16 protein-coding genes are annotated in these 16,637 nt (G+C 28.3%); 2 read left to right on the forward strand and 14 right to left on the reverse strand.

From position 1 onward, the window contains the following. Window positions 1-81 precede the first annotated feature (81 nt). From hypA to ABLL_RS09180, 8 genes are all read right to left on the reverse strand, one after another. Window positions 82-423, reverse strand: a complete 342-nt coding sequence (gene hypA / locus ABLL_RS09145) for a hydrogenase/urease nickel incorporation protein HypA (RefSeq protein WP_014474513.1) — start codon at window positions 421-423, stop codon at window positions 82-84. After that, the gene (gene hypE / locus ABLL_RS09150) at window positions 423-1,421 is read right to left on the reverse strand and encodes a hydrogenase expression/formation protein HypE (protein WP_014474514.1); all 999 of its coding nucleotides are present in this window, start codon (window positions 1,419-1,421) and stop codon (window positions 423-425) included. Before hypE ends, hypA begins: the two co-directional genes overlap by 1 nt. Further along, on the reverse strand, window positions 1,422-1,778 hold the full coding sequence (locus ABLL_RS09155) for a nucleotide pyrophosphohydrolase (RefSeq protein ID WP_014474515.1): 357 nt from the start codon (window positions 1,776-1,778) through the stop codon (window positions 1,422-1,424). Window positions 1,779-1,816: 38 nt separating this feature from the next. Continuing rightward, window positions 1,817-3,133: a hypothetical protein gene (locus ABLL_RS09160; protein ID WP_014474516.1), complete on the reverse strand. Its 1,317-nt coding sequence runs from the start codon at window positions 3,131-3,133 to the stop codon at window positions 1,817-1,819. 18 nt (window positions 3,134-3,151) lie between these two features. After that, window positions 3,152-4,279 (reverse strand): hydrogenase formation protein HypD, encoded by a 1,128-nt coding sequence (gene hypD, locus ABLL_RS09165; protein WP_014474517.1) that lies wholly within the window; start codon window positions 4,277-4,279, stop codon window positions 3,152-3,154. Between the two features lie 3 nt (window positions 4,280-4,282). Beyond that, window positions 4,283-4,564 carry a HypC/HybG/HupF family hydrogenase formation chaperone gene (locus ABLL_RS09170; protein WP_014474518.1) on the reverse strand — a complete coding sequence of 94 codons (282 nt, stop codon included), beginning with the start codon at window positions 4,562-4,564 and terminating at the stop codon, window positions 4,283-4,285. A gap of 120 nt (window positions 4,565-4,684) precedes the next feature. Next, complete coding sequence (gene hypB, locus ABLL_RS09175; protein ID WP_014474519.1) at window positions 4,685-5,458, reverse strand: hydrogenase nickel incorporation protein HypB; 774 nt, start codon at window positions 5,456-5,458, stop codon at window positions 4,685-4,687. Window positions 5,459-5,581: 123 nt separating this feature from the next. Beyond that, entirely contained in the window at window positions 5,582-5,974 is a 393-nt protein-coding gene (locus ABLL_RS09180) for a hypothetical protein (RefSeq protein ID WP_014474520.1), read from the reverse strand. A gap of 117 nt (window positions 5,975-6,091) precedes the next feature. Between ABLL_RS09180 and ABLL_RS09185 the strand changes: the two genes are divergently transcribed. Further along, window positions 6,092-6,736 (forward strand): hypothetical protein, encoded by a 645-nt coding sequence (locus ABLL_RS09185; RefSeq protein ID WP_014474521.1) that lies wholly within the window; start codon window positions 6,092-6,094, stop codon window positions 6,734-6,736. A 121-nt stretch (window positions 6,737-6,857) separates the two neighbouring features. Beyond that, window positions 6,858-8,831, forward strand: coding sequence for a methyl-accepting chemotaxis protein (locus ABLL_RS09190; RefSeq protein ID WP_014474522.1), 1,974 nt, complete (start codon window positions 6,858-6,860; stop codon window positions 8,829-8,831). Between the two features lie 16 nt (window positions 8,832-8,847). On the opposite strand, the gene ABLL_RS09195 is transcribed toward ABLL_RS09190, so the two are convergent. The 6 genes from ABLL_RS09195 to uca are packed head-to-tail and all read right to left on the reverse strand — an operon-like array spanning window position 8,848 to window position 16,629. After that, window positions 8,848-9,690, reverse strand: coding sequence for a YitT family protein (locus ABLL_RS09195; RefSeq protein ID WP_014474523.1), 843 nt, complete (start codon window positions 9,688-9,690; stop codon window positions 8,848-8,850). A gap of 7 nt (window positions 9,691-9,697) precedes the next feature. Further along, window positions 9,698-10,936 (reverse strand): NAD(P)/FAD-dependent oxidoreductase, encoded by a 1,239-nt coding sequence (locus ABLL_RS09200; protein ID WP_014474524.1) that lies wholly within the window; start codon window positions 10,934-10,936, stop codon window positions 9,698-9,700. A gap of 60 nt (window positions 10,937-10,996) precedes the next feature. Further along, the gene (locus ABLL_RS09205; protein WP_014474525.1) at window positions 10,997-11,323 is read right to left on the reverse strand and encodes a multidrug efflux SMR transporter; all 327 of its coding nucleotides are present in this window, start codon (window positions 11,321-11,323) and stop codon (window positions 10,997-10,999) included. After that, on the reverse strand, window positions 11,305-11,706 hold the full coding sequence (locus ABLL_RS09210) for a hypothetical protein (protein WP_014474526.1): 402 nt from the start codon (window positions 11,704-11,706) through the stop codon (window positions 11,305-11,307). Before ABLL_RS09210 ends, ABLL_RS09205 begins: the two co-directional genes overlap by 19 nt. 1 nt (window position 11,707) lies before the next feature. Then, the gene (atzF, locus tag ABLL_RS09215) at window positions 11,708-13,036 is read right to left on the reverse strand and encodes an allophanate hydrolase (RefSeq protein ID WP_014474527.1); all 1,329 of its coding nucleotides are present in this window, start codon (window positions 13,034-13,036) and stop codon (window positions 11,708-11,710) included. Next, window positions 13,033-16,629 (reverse strand): urea carboxylase, encoded by a 3,597-nt coding sequence (uca, locus tag ABLL_RS09220; RefSeq protein WP_014474528.1) that lies wholly within the window; start codon window positions 16,627-16,629, stop codon window positions 13,033-13,035. Before uca ends, atzF begins: the two co-directional genes overlap by 4 nt. Between the last annotated feature and the right edge of the window lie 8 nt (window positions 16,630-16,637).

Genomic DNA, 16,637 nt, shown 5'->3' on the forward strand with positions numbered 1-16,637 from the left:
CATATAGACTCAATGAAAAAATAATATCACAAATTTAGAGAAAAAGCTAATAAATCATAAAACAGAATAAAAAATAATCTTTTATTCCATTTCAAGGCTCATCAAAAACATATCCTCGCCATCTGTTACTTTTATATTTACACTTTGGCATTTAGGGCAAGAAAACTCATGTTTTTCTAAAGTTGATTTTGTATCACAATCAAGACATAAAATCTCTATTTTCTGGACATTTATCAAAAATTGTGCATCATGGCAAACTGTTTGTTCTTTAAAAGTATCAAAAGCAGTTTGAAGTAAATCTGGCTCAACTCCACTTAAAACTCCAATCTTTACTACTACTTTTGTAACTTTTTTTGCGTCATTTGCCCTTGCGTGCTCTTCACAACTTTCTAATAATGATTGAACTATACTATATTCATGCACTAGCAAATCCTTGGAAGAAGTTCACCAGTTGGTGTATCTAAAAATCTTTTTGTTCCCCAAGAACTATTTAAAATAACTTTTTGTGGATATTGAGAAGTTACTTTTCCGATAATACAAGCATTTAAAGCCTCAGGAAAGTTGTGTAAAACCTCTATTGCACGTGCTGTATCTTCTTTTGATATAGCAAGTACAAATGTCCCTTCATTTGCTAAATTTGTTGCCTCAAATCCTAGCATTTCACAAATTCCCTTAACCTCATCGCTAACTGGAATATTTTCTTCTTCTATTTCTATACAAATATTTGATTGTTTTGCCCACTCATTTAAAACGGCACTCACTCCTCCTCTTGTAGCATCTCTAAGAGCAGTTATTTTAACTCCACTATCAATCAAAGCTTTTACTTGAGGATATAAAGAGTTACAATCACTTTTTAGGTTTGAGTGCATATCCATACCTTCTCGCGCAGTAAAGATTGTAGCACCGTGAGCTCCAATATCCCTGCTTACAAGTATCAGGTCATTTTCAGTGATATTATTTGAGCTTATTCCACTATAAAGTATCTCTCCAATACCAGTTGTATTTATAAAGATTTTATCAACAGCACCACGTGGTACTACCTTTGTATCTCCACTTACAATAATCGCTTCATTTTTAGCCAACTCTTCTTTCATAGAGTTTACTATAAGTTCAAGTTGTTCTACTTCAAAGCCCTCTTCTATAATAACTGAACAAGTAAGATATTTTGGCTTTGCACCCATCATGGCTAAGTCATTGCAAGTTCCACAAATGGCAAGTTTTCCTATATTTGCTCCATTAAAAAAAAGTGGTGAAACTGTAAATGAATCTGTACTAAAAGCAAGTTTTCCATTTTCTATAACTGCGGCATCTTCACTTTTTTCTAATATCTCATTTTTAAAAGCATTATAAAATACCTTTGTTATTAGTTCATTGTTTTCAGCTCCACCATTTCCATGTGCTAGTGTTATTGTTTTAGTCATTTATCTATTTTCCCTACTCTTACTATATTTTTTACTTCCACCTTGAGATGTTTCAACTGGATATTTTGCTTCATTTTTTGTCATTTTATTTAATATGGCTTCTTCAAGATTTATATCGAGCTTCATACAAATTCTTATAAGATAAATAGCAATATCTGCAACCTCTTCTTTTGTATGCTCTTTTACATCATCAGGTAAGTTCATAGACTCTTCAAAGTTTAACCATTGGAAAATTTCGTTTAACTCTCCAACTTCTCCATTTAATGCCATAACTAGATTTTTTGGATTATGAAAACTTTCCCAATTTCTATCATCACTAAATTTTTGTATTCTATGTTTTATTTTTTCTATATTCATTTTTGATTCCTATATTTCATAGACATTGTCTAGTATTTTTATTGCTTTTTCAAAGTTTTTTTCATCACTTCTATTCTATACAAAATTATAATAACCGAACTTATTGTATTTGATATTATTCTTCTTTGTCCATCTTCACCCCAAAAGAACTTATTCATATCAATATTATAATGAGCTAAATAATTTCTTGAAGCGTGATATATCGCTAAATATTGTTCTAAAGATTGTTCATTATCACATATTAACTCATTGAGTAATTCTAACAATTCATCTGATGAATTATAATCTCTGTATTCTTTTATAACATAAGATTCAAAAAGTTTTTCATCTTCAGATAAACTCTTTAAACAATCTAAAAGTTTTCTTTCTTCTTTATAATCTTTAATAAGTTCTTCAACACTTAATACAATACTTCTTGTTATAGCACCCATTGTATGTTCATTCATTTTATTAGCATTAAGTCTGTTATCAAGTTCTATACAAGAAAAAAGAATATCCTTATGCTTATCATTTTTTGTAAGTATTGACATAAAATCATTTATATCAATATTACTATTAAATAATTTATTTATCTTCGTTAAATATAATTCAAAATGATTTTTACTCTCTTCTACATACAGAGGTTTATAAATATATATTTCATGTAAAACTGAATAAGTACCTCTCATATACTTATAGACTTCTTCATATATTTCTTTTAAAGAAATTTCTTTATCAAGTAAAAGTACAATTGTTTCTTGTATATAAACTTCTATATTCCACATAAGTTTATATTTTTCATTATCCTTTAATTCTTGATGAAATCTATATAAGAAATTTAAATATTCATATAACTCTTTAGTTTCATATTCTGATTTTTTCAAATACTCTAATAAACTATCATGTAAAGAATTTTTTATATCAGAAACTTTTCCCAATTCTTTAAAATTGATATAATTTCTTACATTTCTTATAATATAATTTTTGTATCTTATTTCTGCAATATATTTAAAATACTCTAAATATTTATAAAATTCTTTTTCATTAATAAATCGTACTTTTTCTTTTTTTATACTAATGAGAAACAACAACCATTCAGGATATACAAGATGTTCAGTTGAATTAGCATTTGACTTATAAATATTTGATAAAATCATATTATTAATTTCATCAAATTCATATTTATAATTATTAATTACAAATAAATCTTGATGTATATATAACTTATGTTCTTCTATCATCTCTTTAATGTCATCATCATAATTATCATTTAGTCTATTTAATTTGTAATATTTTTTTAATTTTTTTTCATCAAAAAAAATTTTTGAATTAAGTATTTTAAATTCGCTATTCAATTCTATTTCAAATAAACTCACTGTTTTGTTCTCTTTTTTTTAATTTATCAAATTCCCATATTTATAATAAGCACTACAAGCACCTTCACTACTAACCATACAAGAGCCAACTGGGTTTGTTGGAGTACATACATTTCCAAAGATTTTACAATCAGTTGGTTTTGCAACTCCCATTAAAATCTCAGGGCATTTACAAGCTTTATTCTCTTTTACTTCTTGTGTTGGTAATATATCTTTATAAACTATTTTTGCATTATATTTACTATATTCATCTTTTAGTTCATATCCACTATTTTCTACCTCACCTACTCCTCTAAATTTAAAAGGAACTTTTTTAAAGTATTTATTTATAAGTTCTTGAGCTTTTAGATTTCCCTCATATGATACAAGTCGTTTATACTCTACTTCCAAATCAGCTCTTTTTTCTTTGAACTGTTTTACTATCATAGAAATACTTTGCATCACATCTACTGGTTCAAATCCACTTACAACAACTGGTTTATTATAATCTCTTGGGAACTCTTCATATATTTTACTTCCACTTATTACGCTAACATGTGATGGTCCTAAAAAAGCATTTATCTTACAATCACTATTTTGTACTAATACACGCATTACTTCTGGAACTGTTATATGATTTATATGAAACAGAATATTTTTTATATCTTGTTTTATAACTTGTTCTATTAAAGCGCTAGTCATTGGAGTTGTTGTTTCAAAACCAATTGCAAAAAATACTACTGTTTTATCTTGATTTTCATCTGCAATTTTAAGACAATCCATAGGAGAATAAACAAATCTTACATCAGCACCTTCACTTCTTGCCTTTTGTAAACTGCCCTTACTTCCTGGAACTTTTATCATATCTCCAAGTGTTACAAGTATTACATCTTTTTGAAGACTCAACTCATAAGCACTATCTATTCTATCTTTTGGCATAACGCAAACTGGACAGCCAGGACCATGGATAAAGTTTATTTTTTTGTTTATTAGTTGTGGTATTCCATACTTCATAATAGTATGTGTATGTCCTCCACAAACTTCCATGATATTTATAGTTCCATCATAATCTTTTAAATCTTCATCTATTAGTTTTTTATATGCTTTTATAACTTTAGCATCTCTAAAACCATCATATAAATCTTTTAGTTGTAACTCTTTTTCCATAACTTACCTATTTGGACAGTTTTCAGCTTCTTCAATAGCTGCAAGTCGGTCATTTTCTTCCATCTTATCTATGATTTCTTGATAGACTTTTAAAGACTCTAAAGCATCCTCTTCATCTATTTTATTCATAGCAAAACCAATATGAATTAAAACATAATCCCCAATCTTTACATCTTGGTCTATTAAATCTAAACTAGCACTTCTTTCAACTCCCATAGTATCAACTACGCAAGTATTCATTTCTGTATCTATACTTTTAATTTTTGATGGTATTGATAAACACATCCCCATATTCTCCTTTTTTGTAAAACAATTTTATGAATGATTCTGCAACGGAAGGGTAAAAATCTTTGATTTTTGGGTACCCACCGTGAAGCCTAAATGAATGAAATTGATTTTACAAAATCATCTCATCTTTCTTTTAAAATTAATCCAATCAATTACATTTTGAAGTGATTGTTTATCTTTGATATTTACTTCTAAAATATCTACATTTGGTTTTAGTTTTCTAGCTTCCATCTTCTCTTTTTCAATATCATAATCAAAATATGGAAGTAAATCTGTTTTTGTAATAAGTATTAAATCAGCACATCTAAACATAACTGGATATTTTGCTATCTTATCTTCTCCTTCAGGAACTGAAACAAGAACAATATTTAAGTGAGTTCCCACATCATAAGATGCTGGACATACTAGATTTCCTACATTTTCCACAAAACAAACATCTATTCCATCTAAAGAGATATCATGTAAACCTTTATGAACCATAAACGCATCTAAGTGACAAGCACTTCCCGTTTGTATTTGAACAGCATTTATTCCTTTTGCTTTTAATCTATCTGCATCCCTTGAAGTTTCTAAGTCACCCTCAACAACTGCAAATTTAAAATTTACCATATCAGCAATATTTTCTAAAAGTGTAGTTTTCCCACTTCCAGGACTTGACATTAGATTTATTCCTAAAACTTTATGATTATCAAAATGTGCTCTATTGTGAGCTGCTTCATGGTCATTTTTATCTAAGATTTTTTGAATAACTGAGATTGTTTTTGCATCATTTAGTTGAGGATTATGATGAAGTGTTTCGTGTGCTGCTTGGTGAGATGCACTATGTTCATGTGAATGATGTTCATGATGATGTTCTTGTCCTGCTATTGTACAACCGCAATCTTTACACATATATTTTTCCTTTTTGTTTAAACTATTTTTAGTGAATATTTATTCATTTTAAATAGTTTAACTCAAAAAGTCTAAATATCATATAACAATATTAAATCACTTATATATATTTAGAACAAGTTTTTAAATAAATTGTGCTGATGTTTCTTTTAAAATAGTATTTACATCATTTGCTTCACCATTATATTTAACAAGTTTTATACCTTGTGAAGTAAAAGAGTTTGCTGTATTTTTACATGCTTTTTTAACAACTATATAATTGCACTCTTTTAGTGCTATTCCCATTTTATTGTGTTCTTTTATATGTTCTTCATCATCATGAGCATGCTCACAAGCATGATTTTCTTCTGCATGGTCATGATCCAAATCAGTTCTTGGGTTTGTTATTATAGAATTTAACTTAAATGATTTAAATATTCCTGAACCTAATAAATCATATATAGCAAATTTTGGAGTATGTCCTGCATTATTAAAAAATGTCAAACTTTCATCTTTTACTGGAATTGCTATTTTCATTTTTGTACCACCTTATTTTTGTTTAAATATATCTTACCTTAATATTTAGATAATGCAATTATCACTCCATATAAAAATTTTATTATTTAATAATACAAAAATGATAAAATACTTCTTATGATTTGCCCAAACTGTAAAAATACTACCTTTTATATCCTTGCAGATGATTATATCAAATGCAAAACTTGTGCAAAAAAGTTATCCCTAAAAAAAATAAAAAAAGATGAATCTATCATAAAAAAATTTTGTGAAGATAAAAATGCACTTGAAACAGCAAAAGAATTGAAATTAAATTACAAAACTGTAAAAGATAGATTTGATTTATTTAGAAAGAAAATTGCTATTTTTTTAGAAGAAGAATATCACAATTCAATAAAAGACTATACAGAATATGAAGAGTTTTATTATATAAAAGAAAGAGAAAAAAAGAAAAAAAGAAAATCTTTAAGCCAAGCAGTAAATATTATAGGTTTTTACTCAAATGAAAGAATCTATACTTTACTTATGCCAAAAGTTGGAAATCGAGCTTTTGATGTAGAAGATGGTTTTATTCAATATCTAAACTGGTATAAAATACACTCAAAAAACTCTCATCAAACAAAATTAAATGAATTTTGGAAATATCTTGAATCAAACCTAAAAAAGTATAAAGGTTTTGATGAAGATAACTTTTTTTTCTATTTAAAGGAGTATGAATTTAAATTTAACTATCAAAAAGAAGAACAAATAGAGATACTAAATCAGTTATTTTTTCTTTCTTAAAAAATTATATTATAATTTTATTTTATCTAAATCATAATTTTCTCTTCATAATTTAAGCTATATTTATGGTATTATTATATAAACTCACTTATTATTATATTTTTTCTTAAAAGGTGTTCTCATGTTAAAAAGTTTCTCAACGAAGAAGAAGTTATTTCTTTTACCTGTAACGTTTATCATTATTGTTATTGTTTCAGCTTTTGTCTTTAGCTATTTTAATAGTATTTCAAATGGAAGGATTCATGTTGCTTCACAAACAGATTTATTCATACAACAACTATTAAAAGGTCGTATTTCCGTCTATCAATTTCTTAGAACACCTAGTGAAAATACAGCCCAAAATGTAAAAAATGACTTCAAAGAGTTTGATAATTATGTTAATAGTTTAAAACCTCTATTAATTGAAAAAGAAAATATTGATTTATCAAATAAAATCTTAGAATTATCAAAAAAATACATTGAAAATTTTGATAAATTTTATTCTAAAAGAGTTACAGAATTTAATAATGATATATTAAAAGAAAGCCCTGAAGTTCAAAAAATAATAAAAGATATGGTTGATGTTGGACTTGAACTTGAAGATAAATTATCAATTATAAATAAAAATGCTATCGAATTAAAAAATTCATCAGAAATAACAATGAATAATGTTTTAATTATTATTGCCATAATAGCAATATTATTTTTTGTAACTTTCTCAATGTTTTTATCAAATCAACTAATTAACTCTTTAAATAATTTTCAAAAAGGATTATTAAGTTTCTTTGGTTATGTAAATAAAGAAAACTCATCAGTTGAAATGTTAGATGATAGTTCAAATGATGAATTTGGGAATATGGCGAAAGTTGTAAATGAAAATATTTTAAAAACAAAAACAACTATTGATTCAGATAATAAATTTTTATCAGAGATAAATGAAGTAGTTGAAGTAGTAAGAAATGGTTTCTTAAACAAAAGACTTGAAAATAAAGTTCAATCTGAAAGTATGGAAAAACTTAGAGTTCATATCAATGATATGTTAATGAGCTTACAACTTAGAGTTTGTACTAATATCAATGATATTTCTCATGCACTAGAAAGATATGCAAAACTTGATTTTACACATAGAATAAGAGGTTGTAATAGTGGAGTTACTGTTGGATTAAATAATCTTGCTGATATTATAAATGAAATGCTTGTTGAAAATAAATCAAATGGATTAACTTTAGGTGAAAGTAGTCATATATTACTTAAGAATGTTGATACATTAAATAAAAATTCAAATGAAGCTGCTGTTGCTTTAGAAGAAACTTCTGCTGCTGTTGAAGAGATTTCTAGTAATATTTCAAATAATACTGATAATATTATTCAAATGTCAAAACTTGCTTCAAGTGTAACAAGTTCTGTAACACAAGGACAAACACTAGCAAGTCAAACAACAGAGGCTATGAACGATATTGATAAAGAAGTAAATGCCATAAATGAAGCAATTTCTGTAATAGATCAAATAGCTTTCCAAACTAATATTCTTTCTTTAAATGCTGCTGTTGAAGCTGCAACTGCTGGCGAAGCTGGAAAAGGTTTTGCTGTTGTTGCACAAGAAGTAAGAAATCTTGCTAGTAGAAGTGCTGAAGCTGCTAAAGAGATAAAAGACTTAGTAGAAACGGCTACACAAAAAGCTGACCAAGGGAAAAAAATATCAGAAGATATGATTACTGGATATAAAACTCTAAATGAAAGTATCATACAAACTATTGAGCTTATAAAAGGTGTTGAATCTTCAAGTAAAGAACAACTTGCTGGAATTGAACAAATTAATCATGCAATTACTTCACTTGACCAACAAACACAACAAAATGCACAAATTGCATCTCAAACATATGGTGTGGCTGTTCAAACAGATACAATTGCTAAGTTAGTTCTTTCTAATGCAAATGCTAAAGAGTTTATTGGTAAAGATGAAGTAAAAGCAAAAAACTTAGAAGAAACAATAACAAATATTCCAGTTGTAAATATCAAAAAACCAACATTAAAAAAACAAGAAACACAAATCAAAAAACCTGAGAATGAAATAAAATCAACTACAACAGATGAAGATGAATGGACAAGTTTTTAAAACTTGTTCATCACAATTATTTTAAACCTCTACCTAAAAACTCTGAAGCTTCTGTTATTATCATAAAAGCATCTGGGTCATATTTTGTTATCAAATTTTTTAATAAATCGATTTTACTAGCTTCAACCGTAACATAAATAATAGTTTTATTTTGTCCTTGATGAAGTCCAATTCCTGTTAAAATCGTACCGTGTTCTTCGATTCTTTCTCTTATTTGCTCTTTTAAAACTTCTACATTATTTGAAACAATATTTACTATTTTTTTAGAAGGACGTCCCGTTAAAATCATATCAATAACTCTAATCCCAACATAAACACTAATCATACTATAAAGAGATTTATTTATATCATTGTAAACAAAAACTGATGCAAACATAATAGTTGCATCAATAGCAAGTAAAACTTCTGCTGCTTTGTATTTTGTTTTTTTAGCAACTATTTCTCCAACAACCGAAGTACTTCCAGTTGAAGCTCTTCCTTTTATTACAAAACCAACACCTAAACCTATAAAAATTCCGCCAAAAATTGCAGCTAATAAAATGTCATTTGTTATAGCTTTTACGTTTAAAACTTCTTTCAAAACATCTGTAAAAGTTGATAAAAGAATAACTACAATAAATGTTTTAAATAAATAGTATTTTCCAAAATATATATATGACATAATCAAAAATGGAATACTAACAATCGCCATAAAAATACCTAAAGTAATTTGAGGGAAAAGCGCATGTAAAAGTAAAGAAATTCCTACTCCTCCACCTGTAATTATCTGATTTGGAGATAAAAAACATACTGTTCCAAATGCCATTGCTAATGAACCTAATACTATAAATATATATTGTTTTAAATTTATTTTTTTCATATTTTTCCTAATCTTTATTTAATTTTCCTGCTAAAAAGCCACTTGAAAAAGACCACTGAAGATTATATCCTCCGCAAGGTCCATCTATATTTACAACTTCTCCACAAAAGTATAAACCATCTGTTATTTTACTTTGCATAGTTTTTGAATCAATTTCTTTAAGTTCAACTCCACCTCTTGTAATCATGGCATTTTTAAATCCCTCATGACCTATGATTGTAAAAGGTGTCCAAGCTAATGTTTTAACTAATTTTTCTCTTTTAATTCCCTCTATTTGTTTAAATCTTAAATTTATATCTATTTCACAAATATTTAAAATTTCAGTTGCTACACTAGTTGCAAGTAGAGTTTCTAAATTTTCTAAGATAGTGTGTGTTGGATTTTTTGCTATTTCATTTTTTAAATGAGTAAAAATCTCTTCTTCATTTTTCCCTTTTAAAAAATTTATCAAAAGTGGAACTTCATTGTGTTTTGCTAAAATAGGAGTAATTTCTCTTGCAAAATCCAAAATAACTGGACCTCGTAAACCCTCTTTTGTAAAAATCAAATCACCAACAAGTTTTAAGTTTTTGTATTTTGGAATATTTACTTTTAATATAGCTTTTGCGATTGTATCAGCTTTACATGAAGCGAAGTTTTTTTCTTTTGTAATAAGTGGCATCATAGCAGGATGAGTTGAAGTGATTTTATGACCAAAATCTTTAGCATAAATATATCCATCACCAGTTGCTCCTAAGATTGGATAACCCAAACCTCCAGTTGCAATGATGATATTTTTTGATTTGTAGATTTTATTTTTTGAAGTAATGATAAAAATATCTTCTTCTTTTTTTATAGTTTCAATAGCAACTGAACACTCAACTTCCACTCCAACTCTTTCTAATTCTTCATCTAAAGCACTTAAGATTATACTTGAACTATGATTTACAGGAAAAACTCTAAATCCATCTCGGGCGATTGTTTCAACTCCAATTTTAGCAAAAAAATCTCTTAAATCTGTTGCATTAAAAGCATCTATTGCATGGCTCATAAAACGACCATTTTTACCAAACTTTGCCATAAATTCTTCAGTTGAAAGAGTGTTTGTAAGATTACATTTTCCTCCACCAGTAGCTTTTAGTTTAGCTGCAATTTTTGGAAGTTTTTCAAGAAGTAAAACCTTGTTATTTTCACTTGCACAACTAATACTTGCTAAGATTCCAGCAGGTCCACCACCAATAACTATACAATCATAAATATCATTCAAATCAATCTCTTTATATTTTTTTCGTATTATATATAAAGCTTTAAGTGCATCTTCTTAATACTATGATATTTTTAAGCCTACAATTCCTATCAAAATAAAAAGTATAGAGATGATTTTTTGAAAATTTAAAACACCATTTAGATAAAAATACTCTATTAAAACCAAACTAACTATTCCTATTGCACACCAAATTGCATAAGTAAAACTAACTGGTAACACTTTCATCGCTTTTGAAAGAAGAAAAAAACTTGAAACTACCAAACATAAAGTCAAAATAGTAGGAATTGGCTTTGAAAAACCTTCACTATATTTCAAACCAATTGCCCAAAAAGCTTCAAGAAGTCCAGCTATAAAAAGATAAATCCAAGCTATTGTTGTTGCTGACATAAGAAGTTTCTCCAGCTTCCTAAACTTGTTATTTCTTTTGAATTTTTTACAAAATCTGCTTCACATAAAAAGCCATAAACACTACTTTCATCTTCTAAAAATACTGTTCCTATTCCAAGAGGTGATGCTATTTGTTTCATAAACTTTCCAAAATTTTCTACTTTCATAGACCATACTTCAAGCTCTAATTGGCTTTTAACAGAACTATCATAAATCATACCAGGTCTAATAGGAGTTTTATTTTCAAGTAAAAAAAGTCTATAACCTTTTTTTGTTTTACACTTTTTTACAAAAGTAGCTTCTAAATCTGTTAATTGCCAATTTAAAGGTAACCCACTCATATGAGCTCCACAAACTCCTATTAAAATCTCATTTTCATTCATCTTAAACTCCTAAATATTTTGAAGCATAACTTAATAGTTTTTCTTCTTCAAAGTTTTTTGCTACAACAGTAACTCCAAAAGGTAAACCATTTTTCCTAAATCCAGCAGGAACTGCAATAGCACTTAAATCAAGTAGATTCATATAGTTTGTGTAATATCCAAGATTTGTATTTAGTTCTATTGGATTGTTATTTACTTCTTCTATTTTATAAATCGTTCCAGTTGTTGGTGTTAGCATAAATTCAAACTCTTCAAAGAACTTCTCAGCTTTTTTTCTATTTTTTTTCAAGATATATTCTGATTCAAAATAGTTGATAGCATTTATATTTTCTCCACCACTTATGATTTTTCTAACTGTTTGCTCAACTACTTGTGGAGTTTTTGTAATAACCTCTTTTATAGCTATAAATCTCTCAACTACCCAAGGTCCACTATAAAGTAAGTTTGCACTTTCATTAAATGGCTCATAATCAATCTCAAAAGCCTTTCCACCTAGACTTTCAAACTTTTTAACTGCCTCATCAAATAGATTTTTTGCTTCCTCATCACCAAAAAATTTTAATTGTTCTTTTTTTGGAATAGCAAAAGAGAATTTTGATTTTTTTTCAAACTCATTTTTTTCATAAGCTCTACTATAAATATCTTCTTCATCATAAGCATTTACTATCTCAAATATTTTTTTGATACCATCCAACTCTTTTGCAAAAACTGTCACACAATCCAAACTTCTACAAGCAGGAACTACACCACTTGTACTAATAACTCCTTTTGTAGCTTTTAATCCTATTAGATTATTAAAAGCTGCTGGAACTCTTCCACTTCCTGCTGTATCAGTTCCAAGGGAAAAACTAGCCATTTCAAGAGCTACTGCAACAGCACTTCCAGAGCTTGAACCTCCTGAGATGTAATCTTTATTTATTGAGTTTTTACACGCTCCATAAGGACTTCTTGTTCCCACAAGTCCAGTTGCAAATTGGTCAAGATTTGTTTTTCCAATTGGAATAGCTCCTGCTTTTACCAACTTTTCTACAACAAATGCAGATTTTTTTGGAGTATAAGAAAATTCAGGACAAGCAGCAGTTGTAGGAATATTTACTAAATCAATATTATCTTTTATAGCAAAAGGAATACCATAAAGTGGTAAATCCTCTATATTTTTATTTTCTAAATTTTTTAAATATGGGCTTAACTCTTCTTCAGTTAAAGTATAAATCCAAATATTAGAATCTCTAGTTTGTTCTATTTTTTCAAAAATAGATGAAATTACTTCTTTTACTGTAACTTCACCACTTAAATATTTTGCTCTTAAATCTTTTATATTTAGATTCATTTTTCATCCTTTTTGATGATTACTAAAACATCACCAGAATTTATATTATCACCCTCTTTAAAAAGAATTTTCTCTACAGTTCCACTAATATTTGTCTCAATATCAACTTCCATTTTCATTGATTCTAAGATAACTAAAACTTCACCAGCTTTTACCTTATCACCCACTTTAACTTCAATTTTCCAAATATTTCCAGACATGATAGATTCAACGGCTTCTTCATTTTCATTTAAAATGATTTCATCTTTAGCTTCAATAACTTCTGTTTGAACATTAAACTTATCTAGTCCTTTTTCTTTCCACATCAATCTTTCATCTTCAAAGGCTTGTTTTCGCATTGATTGGAAAGTTGTATGCTCTTTTTTGTTGTTTTCTAAAAACTCTTTATATTCTTTTAGTTTAAATGTTCCATTTTCAATTTTTAAAGGATATTTTCCATATAAAAACTTCTCTCTAATCTCATGTAACTCATCACTTGAAACTAAATAAAACCGAACTTGGTCAAAGAATCTTAATAACCAAGGTTTACTAAACTCATTTGTACTTCTATATGTGTTCCACATTTGTAAAGTTCTTCCAAAAAGTTGATAACCTCCGGGCCCTTCCATTCCATAAACACACATATAAGCTCCACCAATTCCAACAGAGTTTTGAGCTGTCCAAGTTCTTGCTGGATTATATTTTGTTGTAACCATTCTATGAGCTGGATTTAAAGGAGTTGCAACAGGAGCACCTAAATAAACATCACCTAATCCCATAACTAAATAAGAAGCATCTAAGATAATTCTTTGAACTTCATCTACATCTTTAAGTCCATTTATTCTTCTAATAAACTCAATATTTGAAGGACACCAAGGTGCATTTGGTCGTACTCCTTGTTGATATTTATCAATTGCTAGTTGAATTGATGGGTCATTCCAAGAAAGTGGTAAATAAACTGTTCTAGATTCAACTTCTAAATTTTCTATATCTTTTAGTGAATTTATCGCTTCTTCTACAAGTTTTAAAATCTCACTTCTATTTATCTCTAAAGAGTTAAAATGAATTTGTAAACTTCTAATACCTGGCGTTAAATCAATAATTGAAGTTAAATTTTTCTCTTCAATATAAGTCATTAGAGCATGAATAAAAAATCTTAATTCAATATCAAGTTTTAACTCCCCTGCTTCAACTAAAACAAACTCATTTCCAGCACTTCTAATAACAATATCTAAATCTAGCTCTTTATAATTAAAAGTTTTTATAATTGGCGTTGCTTTTTCTTCATCAAAATCTATAATAAAATCAGCCAAATTTGGTAAAACTTCATTTGTTTTTATAGCTTTTTCATAAGCTTTGTTCATCAAATCTGCATTTTCTAAACTAACTGGTTTAAACTTTATTTTATCACCAGTTTTAAGCTGACCAATTTTATGTAATTCACAAGAGATAATTGTTGCAGGACAAACAAATCCTCCAAGACTTGGACCATCAGGTCCTAAAATAACTGGCATATCTCCTGTAAAATCTATTGTTCCAAAAGCATAAGCATTGTCATGGATATTTGAAGGGTGAAGTCCAGCTTCTCCTCCATCATTTCTTGCCCATTTTGGAGTTGGTCCTATTAGTCTAACTCCTGTTCTACTTGAGTTAAAGTGAACTTCCCAAGAAGTAGCAAAAAACTCTTTTATATCAACACCCGTAAAAAAATCAGGGCTTCCATGAGGACCATAAACAACTCCGATTTCCCACTCATTTACTAAATTTATTTTATTTACAAGATCTTCATAAACCTCATCTTTAGTTTCAAAATAGTTTAATACATCACCAGCTTTAAGTGCACGTCCTCCATGTCCTCCAAACTCACCTAAAGTAAATGTTGAAGCACTTCCAAGATATGAAGCCACATCAAAACCACCTTTGATAGCTAAATATGTTCTATTTCCATTTCCAATAACTTTTTTAAACTCTAAAACATCGTTTTCTTTTACATTTATAGCTTTATACATCTCTACACTATTTCCATTTAGTATTGCTTGCATATTGGCCCCACCAAATGCAATAGTTGTAGAGTTTCTAAATTTAAAAGTAGCTCCCATAAAAGTCATCTCAATAAATGCAGCTTTTTCATCATTTTTTAACAGATAATTTAAAAGTCTTGGTGTTAGATTGTCCATAGCTCCAGATGGTGGAATACCAACTGCCCAGAAGTTTTGTCGTGCAGGATAATCTTGAATTGATGTCATCGTTCCTGATTTTAAAATATCAACTTTAAATGGTTTGTATTCTAACTTCTCTAATACTTTTGTATAAAAGCTAGAATTTTTGAAAAAGTCTTGTTTTATAATTGTTTCTAAATATGAAAGATTTGATTCAATTCCATAGATTTTTGAAGTTTTTAAAACCTCTTGTAGTTTTTCTAAATTTTCTTCTCTATTTTTTCCATAAGAGATTAATTTTGCTAAAAGTGGGTCATAAAATGGACTTACTTCACATCCATCTTCAATCCATGTATCAATTCTTAAATCTTTTGGAAATTCTACTTTTGTGATGAGTCCAGTACTTGGTTGGAAATTTTTACTTGCATCTTCTGCATAAACTCTTAGTTGTATTGCATGACCTTTTGGATTATGTACATAATTAAGTAGTGGTTTATTATCACCATATGCAATTTTTATCATCCACTCAACTAAATCAACCCCACAAACCTCTTCAGTAATTCCATGTTCAACTTGTAATCTTGTATTAACTTCTAAAAAGTAAAACTTATTTGTTTTTGTATCATAGATATACTCAACTGTTCCAGCACTTTTATAATTTACTGCAAGTGCTAATTTTTTTGAAGCTTCAAATAACTCTTTTCTTAACTCATCACTAATATTTGGAGCTGGTGTTTCTTCTATAACTTTTTGGTTTCTTCGTTGTATTGAACAATCTCTCTCACCTAAAGTTTTAACATTTCCATTTCCATCACCAAAAATTTGAACTTCAATATGACGAGCAGTTTCGATATATTTTTCTAAAAAAACTCCACCATTACTAAAGTTTGAAGTAGCAAGTTTTATAACACTTTCATAGGCTTGAACTAACTCTTCTTCATTAAAGCAAAGTTTCATTCCTATTCCACCACCACCTGCTGTACTTTTTAACATAACAGGATAAGAAATAGTGTTTGCAATCTCTTTTGCCATTTCTAAACTCGTAAGAAGTTCACTTCCCTCTAATAATGGTACATTATTTGCTTTTGCAATATCACGCGCAGTGTGTTTTAATCCAAAATCTTCTATCTGTTTAGAAGTTGGTCCAATAAAAACAATACCATTTTTTTCACACTCTTTTACAAAATTTACATTTTCACTTAAAAACCCATATCCTGGATGAATAGCATCAACATTATACTCTTTACAAATCTCAATAATTTTTTTATAGTTTAGGTAAGTCTCTTCTAGTGTAGTTCCATGAAGTTGTACACTAATATTTGCATTTCGTACAAAGGAAGCATGTTTATCTGCCTCACTATAAATCGCAACTGATTCAATACCCATCTTTTTTAAAGTTCTAATTACTCTATTTGCAATCTCAGCTCTATTTGCAATTAATACTCTTTTAAACACTTTATATC

It is taken from the genome of Arcobacter sp. L, assembly GCF_000284235.1.
GTDB classification, from domain to species: domain Bacteria; phylum Campylobacterota; class Campylobacteria; order Campylobacterales; family Arcobacteraceae; genus Aliarcobacter; species Aliarcobacter defluvii.

What these genes read in the sequence shown, in the direction of transcription:
- hypE (WP_014474514.1), bottom strand. Translation starts at nt 1,421, where the DNA reads ATGACTAAAACAATAACACTAGCACATGGAAATGGTGGAGCTGAAAAC.
- ABLL_RS09155 (WP_014474515.1), bottom strand. Translation starts at nt 1,778, where the DNA reads ATGAATATAGAAAAAATAAAACATAGAATACAAAAATTTAGTGATGAT.
- hypD (WP_014474517.1), bottom strand. Translation starts at nt 4,279, where the DNA reads ATGGAAAAAGAGTTACAACTAAAAGATTTATATGATGGTTTTAGAGAT.
- ABLL_RS09170 (WP_014474518.1), bottom strand. Translation starts at nt 4,564, where the DNA reads ATGTGTTTATCAATACCATCAAAAATTAAAAGTATAGATACAGAAATG.
- hypB (WP_014474519.1), bottom strand. Translation starts at nt 5,458, where the DNA reads ATGTGTAAAGATTGCGGTTGTACAATAGCAGGACAAGAACATCATCAT.
- ABLL_RS09180 (WP_014474520.1), bottom strand. Translation starts at nt 5,974, where the DNA reads ATGAAAATAGCAATTCCAGTAAAAGATGAAAGTTTGACATTTTTTAAT.
- ABLL_RS09185 (WP_014474521.1), top strand. Translation starts at nt 6,092, where the DNA reads ATGATTTGCCCAAACTGTAAAAATACTACCTTTTATATCCTTGCAGAT.
- ABLL_RS09190 (WP_014474522.1), top strand. Translation starts at nt 6,858, where the DNA reads ATGTTAAAAAGTTTCTCAACGAAGAAGAAGTTATTTCTTTTACCTGTA.
- ABLL_RS09195 (WP_014474523.1), bottom strand. Translation starts at nt 9,690, where the DNA reads ATGAAAAAAATAAATTTAAAACAATATATATTTATAGTATTAGGTTCA.
- ABLL_RS09205 (WP_014474525.1), bottom strand. Translation starts at nt 11,323, where the DNA reads ATGTCAGCAACAACAATAGCTTGGATTTATCTTTTTATAGCTGGACTT.
- ABLL_RS09210 (WP_014474526.1), bottom strand. Translation starts at nt 11,706, where the DNA reads ATGAATGAAAATGAGATTTTAATAGGAGTTTGTGGAGCTCATATGAGT.
- atzF (WP_014474527.1), bottom strand. Translation starts at nt 13,036, where the DNA reads ATGAATCTAAATATAAAAGATTTAAGAGCAAAATATTTAAGTGGTGAA.